Origin of the sequence: Pseudomonas sp. LFS074, assembly GCF_047978165.1 — a bacterium.
In the GTDB taxonomy this organism is placed as follows: Bacteria; Pseudomonadota; Gammaproteobacteria; order Pseudomonadales; family Pseudomonadaceae; genus Aquipseudomonas; species Aquipseudomonas putida_P.
This window is the reverse complement of the sequence record NZ_JBFPFV010000001.1, coordinates 3,439,490-3,456,203: the sequence shown is the minus strand read 5'-3', so window position 1 is coordinate 3,456,203 and position 16,714 is coordinate 3,439,490. Positions and strand designations below refer to the sequence as shown.

Genomic DNA, 16,714 nt, shown 5'->3' with positions numbered 1-16,714 from the left:
GCCCACCGCTTTGCCGGGGCGTCAGAAGCGCCAGGTGGCGCCACCGCCAATGATGTGCAAAGCGCTGTTGTCATAGCTGCCTGACAGCGTGTTGCCCGAGCGCGCCTTGGTCTGCTCGACGTCCATGTCGCCGAGCCACACCAAGGTGTAGGCCAGGTGCAGCTCCAGGCCCTCATCGACCTGGTAGTTGACCCCGGTAGCCAACCGCCAGGCCTCGCCCATGGGGTTGTCGACCGTGCGGTCCTTATCGTCCACGGCCGAGCTGTCGTAACCCAGGCCGACGCTCCAGCGCCATTGTCGGGTGGCCTGGTACTGTGCGCCCACGGAGGCATGCCAGGTGTCCTTGTATTGGCGGTCGACGGTGCGGCTGGTGCCGCCAGCGTCGCTGTCCACCTCCACGCCGACGTCGCCAAAGTCGCTCCAGTCCTGCCAGTTGAGGCTGCCGAGCAGGGTCCACTGGTCGTCCAGCTCGTGGGCGATGCTGAAGGTGACGGTTTGCGGCACGTTGAGGTCGAGCTCCAGCGAATCTACGTCGAGGCGGCGCAGGGCGACGTTGAGCAGCGGGTTGTCGATGTCCTTGAGGTGCGGCTTGTCCTCGAACTCCAGCTTGACCTTGCTGGTGTAGGCCAGGCCCACACGGGTGCGGGCATCAAGCTGGTACAACAGGCCCAGGTTGACGCCTACGCCGACATCGGTGTCCTTGTACTCCAGCTGGCCATCGGGCCGGTCGGCCAGGCCCAGCAGGTTATTGTTGATGGCCATCTCGGTGCGGTAGTAGCCGACCATGATGCGCGGGCCAACCCCGATGGACAGGTCGTCGGTGAACTTGTAGGCCCAGGTCGGTTGCATCGAAACGCCAATCACTGCGGCCTCCTGGGTGAAATAGCGGCCGGCCCAGTCGTCGTCGTAGTCCAGCGCCAGGCCAAAGTTGCCATACATGCCGAAACCGATGGCAGAGCGCTCGTCGAGCTGGTGGCTGATGAACAGGCTGGTACCGGGCAGGTATTGCAGCGCATTGCCGCCTTCGTTGCCGTCGAACTGGTTGCCGGCGTCGCGGGAAAAACGCAGGTCGCCAAGAATGACCTGGGCGTTGGCGCTAATCTGAGTGCCTTTGAGCCGGGTGATGCCCGCCGGGTTGCTCATCAGCACGCTGGGGTCGGTGGCCAGTGCGGCAGACCCGGCATTGGCCAGGCCGTTGCCCTCCTGGCCGGCTTCATAGATGAGGATGCCACCAGCCCAGGCCGCATTGCCGAACAAGGATGCCGTGCAAAGCAACAGGGCTGCTGAGCGGCGCAGGCAGTACAACGATTCCATCAGACGCTCCTTGTGACTGAAGCGCTGTACCGTTTTATGGCAACTACCAGCGAACGTTGAGGCGTAGTAGAAGCAGGGTAGCCATGTTGAAATCAGGCAGCTGGCGCCGGGCACACTCTTTTCACGACAATTTCACATTCTGAATGAGTAGCAGCTGCTGGCACTGTGAGTCAGTACTTTAGACGACACTTGCCGGCGGGCAAGTCGAGGCGTCAGGCAAAGGCGATGATGATCGGGCCACATACTGCGAGCAGCACATTGGAGACGGCATAGCAGACGGTGAAACCGATGACTGGGGTATTGCTTCCCGACTGCTCGATGATCTTGTTCATCGAGGCCGCTTCGGTCTGTGCTCCGGCCAGCGCGCCCAACAGGATCATCGGATGCAAGCGCAGCACGTAGCGGCCAACGTAGAGTGTGACCAGCGGCGGAATGAGGGTCACCAGTGCGCCTGCCAGCAACAGTGCCATGCCTTGTTCCCTGACCGCCGTCAGCGCCGCCGGCCCGGCCAGCAAGCCCACGACCGCGCCGAAGGCGGTCAGGCCAAACTCGGAAAACGCCCACTGTGCGGCAGGTGGCAGGGCGCCGAGATCGGGATGTCGCGAGTTGTACCAACCGATCAACAGCCCGGCTAGCAACACGCCACCGCCGATGCCGAGTTCCACTGGAATCATGCCGATGTGGGTAGACAGCAGCCCCACCAGTGAACCGGCAACCAGGCCCAGCGCATGGATGGCGATATCGCTGCGGTAGCTGGCGTGTCGGATCCGGCCCAGTTGCGCGGCCAATGCGTCAACACTGCTGGCTCGCCCAGTAAGGCTGATGACATCGCCCCGACGCAGAATGGTTTCCGGCAAAAGGGGCAGGGGCAGGCCTTGACGGGTGATGCCCGTGAGAAAGCAACCCATGCGCTCGGAACCGGTAAGTGCGGCCTTCACCTGATGCAGGCTGCGACCGGCCAGGTGGCGGCTGGTCAGCACGATGTCGGCGCTGCGGGTGGCGAACGACAGGCTTTGCGGGTGATCCACTTCCGGGCCTATCCAGCCGTGCAGATCGCTCACAGCATCGCGCAGGGCGTATATGCCCAGGATGTCGTCACGTTCAAGGCGCAATGCCGGGTCGCGCTCCAGGTGTTGCCCGGCGCGGGTGACGCGTTCGATGCTCAGCGCCGGGTGCAGCGCCTCCACATCGGCGATGGTTGTGCCGGCTGCATGGGCGGCCGTGAGCCGATGGGCGCGCACGACGATGCGGGTATAAGGGATGCTGATGGCGTCTTCATTGCGTTCAATGCCCAGTTCACGCTCCAGCGCCTGGGCGCTGCTGCGCAAGTCCACCCCGAGCAGGCGTGGCGCCAGGCTGCCGACGAAGACGATCAGCCCGACGGTGCCGAATACATAGGTGATCGCATAGGCTACAGCCATGTGGCTGTTGAGCTCGGCCTTGGCTGCCGCGTCCAGCGGTAATTGGGCGATCGCGCTGCTGGCCGTGCCCATGATCGCCGTGTCCGTCAGGGCGCCGGCGCCCAGGCCTGCGGTAAAGCCTGCATCGAAGCCGTACAGCGCGTTCATCGCCAGAATCACTGCCAGGGCAGTGCCGCACAGCACCAGCGAGAGAATGACCAGCTTGAACGTGCCGCGGTTGAGGCTGCCGAAGAATTCCGGCCCACTCTTGAAGCCGACCGCATAGATGAACAAGGCGAAGAATACCGATTTCAGTTCGTGGGGCACTTGCAGGCCGATCTGACCAATCAGCAGCCCCATCAGCAGTGCGCCAGCGACAGAACCCAGATGGAAACTGCCCAGCTTGATACGGCCGAGCAGGATGCCCAGGGCAATGGCGAGAAATACAGCGATTTCGGGATTGTCTCGCAGTGCATCCATGACCCGGTCAAGCATGGTGGCAACCTCCTGAAGCGGCGATGGCGGACATGTCTTCATGAGTATGCGTGCAATTAGCTGATGCACGGTGCATGTCGCCAAATGCGCATGCTCTGGTGGACCGCATGAAAGTCACGCAGGGACAAGCTGGCTGGCAGGTTCAAGCAAGCAATAGGGGCTGGCAGTAGAGGATAGTGGCGCTGCCTCACCAGGCGATCTCTTACTTCATACGTACTGCATTTAAGCGCCGGCCTCCCGCCGGCGTTTTTTTGTATGACGTCCAGAGCGCGTACGCCTGTACGTCGAAAACCACAGCAGGAGCGGGTGCATGTTTTTCAGGAAAGTCCACTGGATGCAGGCGTTTTCCCAGGCACTGGCCCAGGCCCAAGCGGGGCAGGTGCCACAGCGCTTTGAGTACCCGCTGCTCGCGCGTTGTCCCGAGGTGCTGCAAGGTTTGAGCGAGGTGGTTGCGCAGCGCCAGCAGAGTGCTTTGGCGTTGCGCCGGCTGGAAGTGTCGCTGGGAGCCCGAGAGGTAGAACTGGAGGCCGCTCGCGCTAGCTTGCGAGCAGCGGAGCTGCGTGAAGCTGGCCTTGTCGAGCGCAATCGTGAACTGGACGCACGACGTGTCGAGCTTGCGCAGCAGGCGCAGGTATTACTGGATCAACAGCAGCTTTGGGCGTTGTTGCAGACCACGCTTACCGAAGGGGTGTGGGATATCTCGGTAGCCCATGGCGATGTCGGGCACCCGTCCAGTCACATGCGGTTTTCCGACCAGTTCCGCTGCCTGATGGGCTATACATCCGAAGAGTTGCCTGATGGCTGGCAATCTCAGGTCGACATCACTCATCCAGACGACCTGCCGGGCATCATGAGCGTCTTCGATGCCGCGATCATCGCGCCGGTTGAGGCGGCGGAGTACGTGTTCGAATACCGCATGCGCCACAAGCAGCGGGGTTATATCTGGTGCCGCGAGCGAGGGCGCGCAGTGCGAAACGAGCAAGGGCGGCTGGTGCGCGTGATCGGGGCTGTGCGGGATATCAGCGATGAGCGCAGTGTCCAGGCCAGCCAAGCGCAGATGCGCCAGCAGAATCAAGCCAGCTACGAGCGTATCGCACAGATGATCAGCGTCATTCGAAGTATCGCCGAGCAGACCAACCTTCTGGCGTTGAATGCGGCCATCGAGGCCGCCAGGGCGGGCGAGGTGGGGCGAGGGTTTTCGGTGGTTGCCGATGAAGTGAAGAAACTCGCGCAAAGTACCCGCCAGGCGACGCAACAGGTTCAGGACATGCTCAATGGGCTTTCCTAGCCGGTTGCCAGGCCGTGCAGATGACCGACACCTGCGTGGACTGCACCCAAAGGTCACTTGAAACTCATCCTGTTTGCTGGGTTCTGGCAAACAGGATGAGCAACCGGAGGGTTAGTGCTTGCGGATGTCTTCGATCGTCGCAGCGCTCCCCTCCATAGGGAAATCGAACCTCACCTTGCCCCTACCTTCAAGCCGTCAACCTGTCGGCGTCGGATCATCCAGTACGCTGCGGGGATGACGAACAGCGAGAGCAAGGGTGCAGTCAGCATGCCGCCCACCATCGGTACAGCGATTCGCGCCATCACTTCGCTGCCGGTGCCGTCGCTCCAGAGAATCGGCAGCAGCCCTGCGACAATTACCGCCACGGTCATGGCTTTGGGGCGAATACGATGCACGGCACCTTCGCCAATCGCGTCCAGCAGCGCTGCTTGCGTGTGCTCGCCTTTGGCTAGGCGCTCGGCCCAGGCGTTGTTCAGGTAGAGCAGCATGATGACGCCGAACTCCGCGGCCACCCCTGCCAAGGCGATGAAGCCGACACCCGTGGCCACCGACAGGTTGAAACCCATCAGATAAAGCAACCACACACCACCGGTGAGGGCGAAGGGCAAGGTACCCATGATCAGCAGCGCTTCTTCCATACGGCCGAAGGTGAGGTAAAGCAGAACGAAAATGATCGCCAGCGTTGCCGGTACCACCCACGTCAGGCGAGCATTGGCACGCTCCAGATACTCGAACTGGCCGGAGTAGCTGAGGCTCATGCCGGGTTCAAGCTTCACCTCGCGCTCTACCACTTGGCGCAGGTCGGCCACCACGGACGACAGATCACGACCGCGTACGTCGATGTAAACCCAGCCCGAAGGGCGGGCGTTCTCGCTCTTGAGCATCGGTGGACCATCGGTGATGCGCACCTGTGCGACGGTACCAAGGGTGATCTGCCCGCCCTGGGCTGTGTAGATCGGCAACTGACGCAGTGCATCGGCGGAGTCTCGCCATTCCCGTGGGTACCTTACGCTGATGGGATAGCGCGCCAACCCTTCAACCGTTTCGCCAATGGTTTCACCACCGATGGCTCCGGCAACAATGGCTTGCACGTCTGCGATGTTCAGGCCGTGGCGCGCTGCCGCCTGACGGTCGATATCGAGGTCGATGTAGCGCCCGCCAGTCAAGCGCTCAGCCAATGCCGAGGTCACGCCGGGCACCGTTTTCGCTGCCCGCTCGACGGCCAGTGTCACGCGATCGATCAGCCCGGGGTCGCTGCCAGCCACTTTCACGCCAATGGGGCTCTTGATGCCGGTAGCCAACATGTCGATCCGGTTTCGAATGGGCGGAATCCAGATGTTGGTCAGCCCTGGTACCTGAACTGTCCGGTCGAGCTCTTCAATCAGCTTCTCGCTGGTCATACCCGGTCGCCACTGGTCTTTCGGCTTCAGGCGCACGATGGTTTCGAACATCTCCAGCGGCGCGGGGTCGGTCGCCGATTCGGCGCGCCCGGCTTTGCCAAATACGCTGGCCACCTCGGGCACGGTCCGAATCAGCTGGTCGGTGCGCTGCAGCAACTGTGAAGCTTTTTGGGTGGATAACCCAGGAAGCGCAGAGGGCATGTACAGCAGGTCGCCCTCGTCCAACGGCGGTAGAAACTCCCCGCCTAAATGGTTCAATGGCCACAGGCTGCTGAGGAGGATCAGCAGTGCGCCCATCAGCGTCATGCGTGGTCGGCGTAACACAACCTCCAGCGCGGGGCGATACAGCCGAATCAGCCCGCGGTTAAGCGGGTTGCGCGCCTCCGCTGGCAGCGGGCCGCGAATCCAGTAGCCCATCAGCACCGGTACCAGCGTCACCGCCAGCCCTGCGGCAGCAGCCATGGCGTAGGTCTTGGTGAACGCCAACGGTGCGAACAACCGTCCTTCCTGGGCCTGCAAGGTAAAGACCGGAACGAACGACAGTGTGATGATCATCAGGCTGAAGAATAGGGCCGGCCCCACCTCGACTGCCGCCTCGGTCATGACCTTCCAGTGTTGTTCGCCCTGCAGCTGGCCCCCCGGGTTGCGGGCATGCCAGGCCTCGACATGCTTGTGTGCGTTTTCGATCATTACCACTGCCGCGTCGACCATTGCACCGATAGCGATAGCGATGCCGCCAAGTGACATGATGTTGGCGTTCATCCCCTGATGGCGCATGACGATCAGTGCAATCAGCACCCCCACTGGCAGGGAGACGATCGCCACCAGTGATGAACGCAGGTGCCAGAGAAACGCCGCGCACACCAGTACGACCACGATGAACTCTTCGAGCAGTTTTTGGCTCAGGTTGTCCACGGCGCGGTCGATCAATTGGCTGCGATCATAGGTGGTGACCAGCTCCACCCCGGCGGGCAGGCCCTTCTTCAACGCTTCGAGTTTTTCCTTGACGCGGGCAATGGCTTCCCTTGCGTTTTTGCCGCTGCGCAAAATGACCACACCACCCACGGCCTCGCCCTGGCCATCCAGTTCACCAATCCCTCTGCGCGCCTCTGGCCCAAGCTGTACGGTGGCGACATCGCCAAGCGTTACTGGTGCGCCATTGGTGGCCAGACGCAGGGGGATGGCGCGCAAATCATCGAGTGTCTTCAGGTAACCCGAAGCACGAACCATGAATTGCGCCTCACCTTGCTCAAGGACACCCCCGCCGGTTTCCTGGTTGGCCTTGGCGATGGCATCCGTCACCTGCGCTTGGGTAATGCCAAGCGTGGCCAGGCGCAACGGGTCGAGCACCACTTGGTACTGCTTGACCATGCCGCCGATACTCGCCACTTCGGCGACATCAGGCAGGGTCTTGAGCTCGAAGCGCAAGAACCAATCCTGCAGGCTGCGCAGTTGCGCCAGGTCATGACCACCACGGCGGTCGACCAGCGCGTATTGATAAATCCAGCCCACACCTGTGGCATCTGGCCCGAGTATGGGTTTGGCCGACGCAGGTAGGCGCGATTGCACCTGGCTCAGATACTCCAGGACCCGCGAGCGTGCCCAGTAGAGGTCGGTGCCATCCTCGAACAACACGTAGACGAAGCTGTCGCCAAAGGCCGAGAAGCCGCGCACTGTCTTGGCGCCAGGCACTGAGAGCATGGTGGTGGTCAGTGGGTAGGTCACCTGGTTTTCCACAATCTGTGGCGCTTGCCCAGGGTAGGAGGTGCGAATGATGACTTGCACGTCCGACAAGTCCGGCAACGCGTCGATTGGCAGGCTACGCACCGAGAGCACGCCCCAGGCCACCAAAAACAACGTGGCGAACAGAACCAGCACCCGGTTGCCCACCGACCAGCGTATCAGTTGCGCAATCATGGCTGACTCTCCTGCGCACCGATCTGCTCGATCACCATGCCTTCGTCACGTTCGCGGATACCAAAGTGAATGCGACTACCCACTTTCAGCCCGGCGAGCATCACGGAGTCGGCCACCGGGAAGGTCATGGTCATTCCAGGCATGCCCAAGGTGATGAAAGGGCCATGGGCGATGGTGAGCTGCTTGCCGTCTATCTGCACAATTTGCCCGTCTGCCTCGTGCAGTGGCGGTTGTGCAGGTACCAGTGGGGTCTCTTGCGCAGTTGCAGCCTCGATGCCCTTGAGGCTGGCCTCGGAGTCAATAAGAAATTGCCCCGACGCCACTACCCGCTGGCCTGCCTGCAGCCCTTGCAGCACGGCGACCTGGCCACCGCTTTCCTGGCCCAGCACCACTTCGATCGGGCGGAAGTGGCTTTGATCTTCGGCAAGCATCACCACATTGCGTTTACCGGTACGGATCACGGCCTCGGCAGGTATCAGCAAGCTGTCATCGGCTTGCCCAACCGGATGCAGGGTGACCTGGGCGGTCATGCCAGGGCGCAATCGACCCTCGAGGTTGGGCAGCTCGATGCGCAGCCGCAAGGTACGGCTTTGCAGGTCCGCATCAGCCAGCAGCGCTGTCAGCTTGCCGGTCAATGCATGGCCGGGATAGGCGGGCAGTTCGGCTTGCACTGCCAAGCCTTCACGCAAGCCCTGAGCCTGAGCTTCAGGTACTGCTGCCTCAAGCCAGACGTTGGTCACACCGTTGATGCGCGCCAGGGTAGCGCCAGGTAGTACGGTCATGCCTGGGCGTAGCTCCAGCGCCTGGATGACACCGGCGGTGGGGGCAACCAATGTCACCAGGGCCTGCACCTTGCCGCTGCGTGCGACCCGGTCAATCAACGTCGCCGGCATTCCCGCCAGCAACAGGCGCTGGCGGGCGGCTGCCTGCAGGCCGGCATCACCCGAACGACGCAGCGCCAGAAACTCTTCTTGCAACCCTACCCATTCTGGCGCAAGTACATCGGCCAGCGGTGCCCCCTTGGTCACTGCATCACCTGTGGCGCGCCCGTAAGTGCGTTCGACGAACCCTGCGGTTCGCGCTTGCAGCACACTGAAGTCGCGCTCGTCGAAGGCCAGTACACCGCTGACCTGCAGTGTGCGCTCAAGGCGACCCTGGGTAACTGTCGCCAGCCTGACCCCAAGGTTCTGCTGGATACCCGGCGTAATCTGCACAGCGGGCCGTGTGTCATCCGGGGTGCCTCCCGCGTATTTCGGCACCAGCTGCATATCCATGAAGGGCGACTTGCCTGGTGCGGAAAAGTGTTGCTGCGGGTACATCGGGTCGTACCAGTAAAGTGCCTTTTGCTCCTCTGAACTCGGCGCCTTGGCACTTTGCCCGCGTGCTGCCAACCAATAGCCCGCACCGCCACCCAGAGCCAATGCAACGGCTGCGATCAGACCGATAGACGTACTTTTCATGCCCGCACCTCGCCGTACGCGAAATGCAAACGTGCCGCTGTCGCTGCCAGTTGGCCTTGCAGGTCTAAGTCCTGTAACCGCGCGTCTACCCGTTGCCGCCGCGCCGCGAGCACTTCACTCAAGGCCGATTTGCCTGCTCGGTAATCTGCCAATGCCAAACGCACGCGTGCTTCGGCGAGCGGTAGCAGGGTGTCTCGGCTTCGCGCCACTGCACGCTGCAGGCGCTGGTATTCAGCCATGTCTGCCTCCAGCTGCGCGGTATGCTCCCGCAGGGCCGCGTCTTGCTCGTCCTCCAGCTGGCGCACCTGTGCACGCCGGGCGGCGATCATCGGGTCTTGCCGAGAGCCTGCGAACAAGGGCAATTGAAAACTGACCTGCACACTCACCATGTTGCTGAATGCCGGCCCGCGCCGTTGGTAGTCCAGTTGCCAACCCCAGTCAGACTTCTTCTCGGCTTGCGCCTGATGCACCTGGGCTTCGGCTTCTCGGCTCATGGCGCCATAAACCGCCAGCGCAGGGTGGGCGTGTAGCGCATGCAGGTAGTCAGTTGCATTTACCGCCCACTGAGGAAATGCGCGTGCTTGCACATCTGCGTCCTGGCCGGTCCAGCGTTTGAGGGCGGCTCGCGCCTGGCTCGCCTGGCTTAGCAGCAGGTCTTTCTGCGCGTCCAACTGAGCCATTTCCTGGTTTGGAGCAAGTGCATCGGTTGCTGCACCGCCTCCGCCGGCCAGGCGGGCGTGGACGGCCGAAGTCAGCAGCTGATTCTCTTTGTAGAATTCGTCGAATTGCTGCAGCTTTCGCTGCACCGTGTAGGCCGCCAGCCACGCCTGTGCCGTCGCTGCGCGTACGTTTTGACGCTCCAGAACCGCCTCGGCATCGGCGCGTTCAACCGCTGCCCGCGCGGTTTCGACCCGTGCCTTGCGTTTGTCTCTGTTGGGCACTTCCTGGGACAGGCCAACCACCTGCATGGTCATGAAGTCTCGGCTTGTGCTCCAGCGATCACTGCCGTCCACCGGCAGGTTCTGCAGCCCGAGATTCAGCCGAGGGTCGGGCAGTTCACCCGCAGGCAGGATCGCGCTGCGTGTCGCCGACACCTGCTCCTGGCGTGCCTGAAGCGAAGGGGCATTGCGCTCTGCCAGTTGCAGCGCATCGTCCAATGAAAATGAAGCGGCCTGCGCCGATAGCGTCGGCAGCAGGATTACCAGGCCGAGCGCAAGCGTCCGTCCTGGATGCAAACGTAGGGGAGTCATGAGCATGATTCCTCGAAAAAACCAGCGCGCACGCGCATGCCATCGTTCGGCCGCCAAGGCAGAACAATCGTGTGAGGTTTTACGAAGGAATCAGGCCCGAGGAGGGCGCCAGTGGTCAGGCGGGGCGCTGGCTACCAGGCTTTCGGTATAGGTATCGGCAGGGTGCGAGGTAGCGAAGGTCAACACAGGCTCCAGCATGCTGACCTGGAGCGCAGTCGCCGTTCTACATTCCTGGCCGACCTTGCAGGTTTTGGTGTCGTGATGGGAGGACTTGCCCTGATCTTGCTCCTGGCAGCAGTCGTGCTCCATGCCGGCCATCATTTGCATACCCATGGCCTGCATGGGGCACGGTTCTATGGGTGAGTCGATACCCGCCATCCCGTTGAAAGGAAGCGCGATAACCAGCAAGAAGAGGGTAACCAGTCGCAAGAAGCGGTTCATGCGGCGAGTGTAAGCGAAGTCGATTAGCGCTGCATTAACGTTGCTTGGCGCGATACCGGGCACGGTGGCATGCGCCAGCTTGCTGACCCACTGGGAATCTAGCGCTGATGGTGAATGACAGCCCTGCATTTGATGGGGAAGTTGACCGAGTTGGCAATGAAGCACTCATGATGAGCATCGTCATGCAGACGCATCGCGAGGTCGATATCCGATTGGCTGCTGATGACGATCTGAGGCCGCAACTCTGCGTCCTTGAAATGCCCCTTTTGCTGTGCATCGCCCTCAACCATCCGGGCCACTGGGTAGTCGACGTACTCCAGCACGTTCACATTGTTGACCGCACACAAATGGAGATACCACAGTTTATGGCAGGCCGAGATCGAGGCCAGCAACATGTCTTCTGGGTTCCAACGATTGGAATTGCCGCGAAAGGCCGGGTCGGCGCAGCCGAGGATTTGTGGCTTGCCCAGGCCTTCTACAGTGAAGTCCCTCTGGTAGGACGTATAGCTGGAAGTACCTTCACCCGTGTTTCCCGTCCAGTTTACGGTAACAGCGTATGCGTGTTCTTTCATCGTAGCGCCTGTGTTGTAAAAGCTGCCCGGAAGATAATGTTGGCCCCTGCCTGTGCTGAAAGTATCTTGCACGCGCTAGGTGGCTTCGCACCAGCACCTGATGATTGCAGTGGTGCATGCCCTCACGGTGCGTACGCACAGCGTCTTCCAGCGTTCTGGCCTGATGCTATCCTTGCTGACCGGCAGCTCTGGGTTGATAACGGCTAACCCTGATCACACAAGACGCCTCCAGCAGTCAGCTGGGGCGGGGGTTAATTTGCGTGTTTAGAAAAAGTTTCTTTTGCGTCAAGGGAGCAATCAAGGTGTGAAAGGGCCAGGCCCGAAGACGTCTGCGTAACTCAACGGCTCCTGAGCGCACCCTCAGAAGCCTTTACCAGAGAATGCAATACCCTCCGCACGAATCAGTGCGAGGTCACTTCGACGGGCGGGAACTTGTACCCGCCGCCTTGCACTGCCTTGCTCGGGCCATACAACCTCAAGACAATGTAGGCATCCTTTTCCGGAATTGGCAGGTAATTGGGGTTGCTCTCTTCACCCTTGGCGCTCAGCTCAATGGTGTATTCGCCATTGGCATCCGGTTTGAGTGTGCGGTCGCCGCAGCTATGGCGATTGATGGCGTTGTGGGCCATCAGGCGGTTGTCTGAGGCGTAGACGGTAAAGGACCAGAACTGGCTGACCTCGGGCGCCTTGAAGTGCATGGCGTACGACTTACCATTGGCACCATTGATCGGCTTACCGTCGGCAGCGGTCTCGGTGCGCAGGTAGATACTTTCATCTGGGGGCAGCCCCCACTGGCCGATGTAGGTGCCCTCGGCGAACAGGTCACGGGGGCCGTCACCCAACTGCTCGCGGGTGCCCAGCAGCTTGCCGGCGTCGGTCATCTTCGGAGCGAGGTCCTTGATGTGCTTCATGCCCAGTTCCTCACCCTTCTTCGCAGCTGCCAGCTGCTCCTTGGTGAAGTTTTCTTTGCAGGGTTCGACGCCGACTGACTTGTACTGGTCGAGCCATTTCTTGTCGGCCTGGCCCATGTTGCCGTCACACAGCACGAAGTTCACCCGTTGCAGCCAATTGGTCTTGGCTGGGTCGGGGTAAGTGCGCTGCTTGGCTTTTGGGCCGGGCTCGCCCAGGTAGGCCGAAAGCGTACGGATGTTCCAGTCATCCATGTAGGCAAGCGCCTTTTTCTGGTCCTCAGGCCCGGTGGACATGATCCTGCCCATCAATTTAACCAGGTTGGACTCGACACGGATCACTTCGGTGACACTGTCGGGCACCGTGCCCTTCCACTGGGGTGAGGCGAACATGAAGTGGCCGCCTTTGGTGTCCCGCGTGCGGGAGCCGATCATGGACGTCGTGTAATGGCCCATGTCCATGGTGTGCAGGATCCAGTAACGACCTTTTTCCATGTCCGGAACGCTGACGATCACGGGTTCTGCGGCGATATCCAGCCAGCCCATCAAGTGCAGCGTGTCATTGTTGATGGTCGGGTGATCGACGTAGGTGTCATCGGCCAGGTGGCGGATGTTCTGAAAGCGATTGAGCGGCGTGTTGGTCTTGACTGCCGTCTCATAGAAGAACTTGTAGGCCTCGTCCATTGAGTAACCATAGATGTAGGCATCTTCCGCCAGCTTGTCGGGGATCTGTGCGAAGGCCGGCACGGCAAGCGAAAGCAGGGCTGCTCCAAGCACCATGGGTTTCATCAAGTCTCCTCGGGCCAGCGGGCCAGCCCCTTTGGTTTGGTTTTTCAAGGTTGTAGGCAGTGCTCAGGGGATTACCCGTTCGAAGTCGGGCAACTTGAAAGTCTTGTTGTTGAACGCTTCGGTGGGACCGTAGAAGCGCATGGCCGGCAATGGGCGCTTGCCGGAGGTGGGAATCCAGTTGGCTTCCTCGCCTTGTGGGGCCGTCGGCCCGATATAGATCGTCACGCCGCCATCGGCATTCTTCTTCATCTTGTCGACGTCGAACGACGACAGCGTGGTGCGGTTGCTGTCGCTGTAGATGAACGAGAAGGTGGCTCGGTCATATACCGTCAGCGCCCAGAACTGCTTTACCGGCATGTCCTTGGGCACATCGAGCTTGTAGAGCTGGCCGGCTTCCAGCGGTTTTCCATCCTTGTCGGCCATCGCCATCTGGTACGACGTCGCCGGTGAGGCGCTGAGGACTTTAGGCATGTAAGTGCACCAGAAGTACTCCGCTGCCCGTTCGAGCAGGTCGATGCGATCTTCGTAGATGAACGTGAACTTGTGATTGGCATCTGGCTGCAACAGCGAGACGTAGTGCCGATCCGGCCAGTACACGCGCTTGGACATCTCGGTGTCGAACCATTGCTGGAGGAAGAACCAGGCATCGATGGCGGCCTGGTGCATGGCCTTCTTGGCGGTTTCGTCCGGTGCGAAAGGTTTGCCCTTGACGATGCCCAGGGACGACAGCATGCCCATCATGACCTTGTCGTGTTCGCGCACTGGCTCCACGCTCATGATCGCGTGCATGTCTTCGAAGTGACGTTCGTCGTAGAACGGCAGCGTCGGGTAGCGCTCATGGGCTGGGTCGATGAACTTCTGCTGCGGTGGCGACTTGGCTTCAGCCAGGTAATACATGCGCAGGCGCTTGGCGTATTCGTAGGCGTCCTTGGCGGTCTTGCCCGCGGGCGGCACCGAGCGAAACGCCAGGGCGATACGGTAGTTAGGCGAGGCCACATGGATATAACCCTTGGGTACCTCACCCTTGTAATCAGGTGCCGTGAACAGGTACTTGCCACCTTTGCCTTTGTCGAGCCCTGCCGGGCCTACATCGGCGATGGTGAGTTGCCAGGCATCCACCACCTGGCCATAAAGGCTACCGTCCGCAGAGGCTGCCGGGATTTCCAGCACCACAGGGCCTTTGCGCAGGTCCGTGTAGGCTGCGATGTAAGGCGTGGTGCTATTGGCAGTAATGGCTTCAAGTTGCGGGCTAGCCGTTGCCGAGTAGGCAATGATGTCATTGTCCTTGTAGCCAAGATCCTTTTCGGCAGCACGGCGGAAGGAATAGATGGCAATCGCCGGCATGTTCCAGAGGATGGCTTCGAACGCACGCTGGTACTTGATCTGGTAGTCGAAGTCCTTCACCGAAGGGGTGGCTCCCGCTGGGGGTTGCCCGCCCAAGGGTTCGGTTGCTGCCTGCGCGGTGACGACAGTACAAGCGGCAATGGCTGTGACTAGCAGGCAAGGCTTCAGACAGGTGACCATCCGAGTCATCAATCCCTCAATGGCATCCATGAGGATCTCCTGTGGGCAAGAGACTGCCGGTAGCCCGCTGCTTTGCAGCATGGCCGCCTTCATCGAACTTGAAGCAGTGTAGGTGAGGTTTTCTGGACAATCGGGAAAATGCTTACGTTTTGCACCCGTTCTTTAACGCCGCTGCGGTGGCACGGGTTGCATCACTCGCCAAGGCTGCACCACCACTTATGGCATCACGGAATCGACCTATGACTGGCATTTGCGCGAGTGGTCTATCCCCATCAATCTGACCGTCACCCAACTGCTCAGATGGCGGCGACTGAGTGCATAAAAACTAGCGGCCGGCAATTGACCTTTCTAACCAGTCAGCACGAGTCATCTCCCATATTTCGACCTCCATCATTCCAGATACAAATTCTCCTGCCTGCACGTCTACCAAGCGCATACCCTCATGTTTCGAGACCCTGCGAGATGCGTCGTTGGCAACAGCTTTGGGAACCTGCATGACCGGACGCGACAGTGTCTCGAACCAATAGGCATTGATAATCCGGCATGCCTCACGCATGTAGCCCTTTCCCCACCACTGTGGTGCGAGCCAGAAGCCTCTGTTGTTTCCAGGCTGATCATACAAACTGATGCTACCCAGGGTGCAGCCAGCATCGTTGCGCATGCGGATCATCCAGTGCCTTTCACGACCTGCTGCCATAGCAGGCAGGGCGATATCTCGGACATAAACCAGCGCCCCGTCTTCTGGATACGGCCATGGGACACGACGATCCAGGTAGCGAACCACCTCCCAGCAGGGGAACAGCTCCTGAATGATGGGTGAATCCTCCAATTGGAGAGGGGTGAGAACCAGCCGATCGGTGATCAGCGTCGGAAGACAGTCCATGACATTCGTTCCTGGGCATCCCTGTGAGACGTTGATTATCAGTACAGGGCTTGCCTGTGTCGACCGCTCTCTGATTTGTGAAACGTCACTGGCCTCGCCCTACCGTAAAACTCACAAACCGAGCGCCAACGCTGCAAGCTTCGCCACCTCAAGGGGTACATTCGGATCAATGTCGTCCTCGAGCATCCAGGCTGCTGACAACCCGGTCCAGGCGAGCACCCATTGCAACAACCTGCGGCGATCAATTTCGGAAGCTTGTGCCACGACCCCTATACGGCGCTCGAAACAACCTGGAGCCAAAGCGCTTTTGATATCCGGATTGCAGAAAATATTCGCGTAATCGAAGCCGCGCTCACCGTACAGTCCCTTAGGATCGATAGCGAGCCATCCCTTGGGGCCAAAGTCCAAGACATTTCCGTGATGGATATCGCCATGCAGTACCGTGACTTCGCGAGGGCACCTAAAAAGTTGGCGGGCGGTTTCTGCGCTTTGTTCAAATACACCTCTGTGCGTTGCCGCTGCGCTCCATAAGGCTTCGAACCGTTTAACCAGGGGGACCAAAGCAGGTAGCGGTTTTGTACGAGGGATGTGGAGGCGGCGGACCACCGCACAGATAATACGAGTAGCCTCGTCGTCCTGGCCGCAGCTTACCATGTGCCCAAGGGAGACCGAGCCGTTCGCCCGCTCCATGAGTAAGGCCTCACCGTCATGTGCCAGCACGGGAGCTGCTCCTTCACCGTCCCACCAAGCCATAAGCAGGTTGCCTGCTTGCTCTTCTAGCGCTTGCGAGATTTTGAGCATGGCTGGCAGGCCGTGGTGGCGAACGGGCAGTAGATGTCCATTCAGCGAGGCGAAAGCATCACCGTCGATGGTCAGCTCCCATCGTTTCAAGTATTGATCAAACATAAATTTATTAACTTTCGCACTTTCCAGAGCAGCATCATGAATGATTGAGGCATAAGACGAAATGTCTGCTTAGGTCAGCACTGCTGACTTGTCCCTCGGGTAGCTTTGGGTCGGTTAGCGCCCCTGGATCGGGATGACCATCCTTGTCCTCCCTCACGTGGAGGACA

At 60.4% G+C, this 16,714-nt stretch carries 11 protein-coding genes and 3 pseudogenes; 3 read left to right on the top strand and 11 right to left on the bottom strand.

The genetic code is table 11. From position 1 onward, the window contains the following. Positions 1-21: 21 nt before the first annotated feature. Together ACNQP3_RS15810 and aspT are read right to left on the bottom strand one after the other, a co-directional pair. Positions 22-1,314, bottom strand: a complete 1,293-nt coding sequence (locus ACNQP3_RS15810) for an OmpP1/FadL family transporter (RefSeq protein WP_012272668.1) — start codon at positions 1,312-1,314, stop codon at positions 22-24. A 212-nt stretch (positions 1,315-1,526) separates the two neighbouring features. Then, positions 1,527-3,209 (bottom strand): aspartate-alanine antiporter, encoded by a 1,683-nt coding sequence (aspT, locus tag ACNQP3_RS15805; RefSeq protein ID WP_012272667.1) that lies wholly within the window; start codon positions 3,207-3,209, stop codon positions 1,527-1,529. 310 nt (positions 3,210-3,519) lie between these two features. Between aspT and ACNQP3_RS15800 the strand changes: the two are divergent. Both ACNQP3_RS15800 and ACNQP3_RS15795 read left to right on the top strand, forming a co-directional pair. Continuing rightward, positions 3,520-4,188: pseudogene (locus ACNQP3_RS15800) on the top strand (PAS domain-containing protein); the annotation flags it as partial. Between the two features lie 105 nt (positions 4,189-4,293). Beyond that, positions 4,294-4,491 (top strand): annotated as a pseudogene (locus ACNQP3_RS15795) (methyl-accepting chemotaxis protein); the annotation flags it as partial. A 176-nt stretch (positions 4,492-4,667) separates the two neighbouring features. Here the strand turns inward: ACNQP3_RS15795 and ACNQP3_RS15790 are convergent. From ACNQP3_RS15790 to ACNQP3_RS15760, 7 genes are all read right to left on the bottom strand, one after another. Continuing rightward, positions 4,668-7,814, bottom strand: a complete 3,147-nt coding sequence (locus tag ACNQP3_RS15790) for an efflux RND transporter permease subunit (protein ID WP_264316197.1) — start codon at positions 7,812-7,814, stop codon at positions 4,668-4,670. Further along, a complete protein-coding gene (locus ACNQP3_RS15785) occupies positions 7,811-9,274 on the bottom strand; it encodes an efflux RND transporter periplasmic adaptor subunit (protein ID WP_264316196.1) in 1,464 nt (487 codons plus the stop codon). The genes ACNQP3_RS15790 and ACNQP3_RS15785 overlap by 4 nt, the downstream gene beginning before the upstream one ends. Then, complete coding sequence (locus ACNQP3_RS15780; protein WP_264316195.1) at positions 9,271-10,524, bottom strand: TolC family protein; 1,254 nt, start codon at positions 10,522-10,524, stop codon at positions 9,271-9,273. The genes ACNQP3_RS15785 and ACNQP3_RS15780 overlap by 4 nt, the downstream gene beginning before the upstream one ends. A gap of 90 nt (positions 10,525-10,614) precedes the next feature. After that, positions 10,615-10,851, bottom strand: coding sequence for a hypothetical protein (locus ACNQP3_RS15775; RefSeq protein WP_306106069.1), 237 nt, complete (start codon positions 10,849-10,851; stop codon positions 10,615-10,617). 212 nt (positions 10,852-11,063) lie between these two features. Continuing rightward, complete coding sequence (locus ACNQP3_RS15770; protein WP_012272661.1) at positions 11,064-11,537, bottom strand: OsmC family protein; 474 nt, start codon at positions 11,535-11,537, stop codon at positions 11,064-11,066. A 401-nt stretch (positions 11,538-11,938) separates the two neighbouring features. After that, positions 11,939-13,234, bottom strand: coding sequence for a DUF1254 domain-containing protein (locus tag ACNQP3_RS15765; protein WP_264316194.1), 1,296 nt, complete (start codon positions 13,232-13,234; stop codon positions 11,939-11,941). Positions 13,235-13,297: 63 nt separating this feature from the next. After that, positions 13,298-14,788 (bottom strand): DUF1254 domain-containing protein, encoded by a 1,491-nt coding sequence (locus ACNQP3_RS15760; RefSeq protein WP_264316193.1) that lies wholly within the window; start codon positions 14,786-14,788, stop codon positions 13,298-13,300. 181 nt (positions 14,789-14,969) lie between these two features. Here ACNQP3_RS15760 and ACNQP3_RS15755 point away from each other — a divergent pair. Further along, positions 14,970-15,059, top strand: a pseudogene (locus ACNQP3_RS15755) (transporter); the annotation flags it as partial. Between the two features lie 24 nt (positions 15,060-15,083). Here ACNQP3_RS15755 and ACNQP3_RS15750 read toward each other — a convergent pair. After that, positions 15,084-15,641 (bottom strand): GNAT family N-acetyltransferase, encoded by a 558-nt coding sequence (locus ACNQP3_RS15750; protein WP_264316192.1) that lies wholly within the window; start codon positions 15,639-15,641, stop codon positions 15,084-15,086. 111 nt (positions 15,642-15,752) lie between these two features. Continuing rightward, the gene (locus ACNQP3_RS15745) at positions 15,753-16,547 is read right to left on the bottom strand and encodes an aminoglycoside phosphotransferase family protein (RefSeq protein WP_177336835.1); all 795 of its coding nucleotides are present in this window, start codon (positions 16,545-16,547) and stop codon (positions 15,753-15,755) included. Positions 16,548-16,714 lie beyond the last annotated feature (167 nt).

Bases quoted from the DNA above. Each gene is read 5' to 3' on its own strand.
- ACNQP3_RS15810 (WP_012272668.1), bottom strand. From the start codon at position 1,314: ATGGAATCGTTGTACTGCCTGCGCCGCTCAGCAGCCCTGTTGCTTTGC.
- aspT (WP_012272667.1), bottom strand. From the start codon at position 3,209: ATGCTTGACCGGGTCATGGATGCACTGCGAGACAATCCCGAAATCGCT.
- ACNQP3_RS15790 (WP_264316197.1), bottom strand. From the start codon at position 7,814: ATGATTGCGCAACTGATACGCTGGTCGGTGGGCAACCGGGTGCTGGTT.
- ACNQP3_RS15785 (WP_264316196.1), bottom strand. From the start codon at position 9,274: ATGAAAAGTACGTCTATCGGTCTGATCGCAGCCGTTGCATTGGCTCTG.
- ACNQP3_RS15780 (WP_264316195.1), bottom strand. From the start codon at position 10,524: ATGACTCCCCTACGTTTGCATCCAGGACGGACGCTTGCGCTCGGCCTG.
- ACNQP3_RS15775 (WP_306106069.1), bottom strand. From the start codon at position 10,851: ATGCAAATGATGGCCGGCATGGAGCACGACTGCTGCCAGGAGCAAGAT.
- ACNQP3_RS15770 (WP_012272661.1), bottom strand. From the start codon at position 11,537: ATGAAAGAACACGCATACGCTGTTACCGTAAACTGGACGGGAAACACG.
- ACNQP3_RS15765 (WP_264316194.1), bottom strand. From the start codon at position 13,234: ATGAAACCCATGGTGCTTGGAGCAGCCCTGCTTTCGCTTGCCGTGCCG.
- ACNQP3_RS15760 (WP_264316193.1), bottom strand. From the start codon at position 14,788: ATGGATGCCATTGAGGGATTGATGACTCGGATGGTCACCTGTCTGAAG.
- ACNQP3_RS15750 (WP_264316192.1), bottom strand. From the start codon at position 15,641: ATGGACTGTCTTCCGACGCTGATCACCGATCGGCTGGTTCTCACCCCT.
- ACNQP3_RS15745 (WP_177336835.1), bottom strand. From the start codon at position 16,547: ATGTTTGATCAATACTTGAAACGATGGGAGCTGACCATCGACGGTGAT.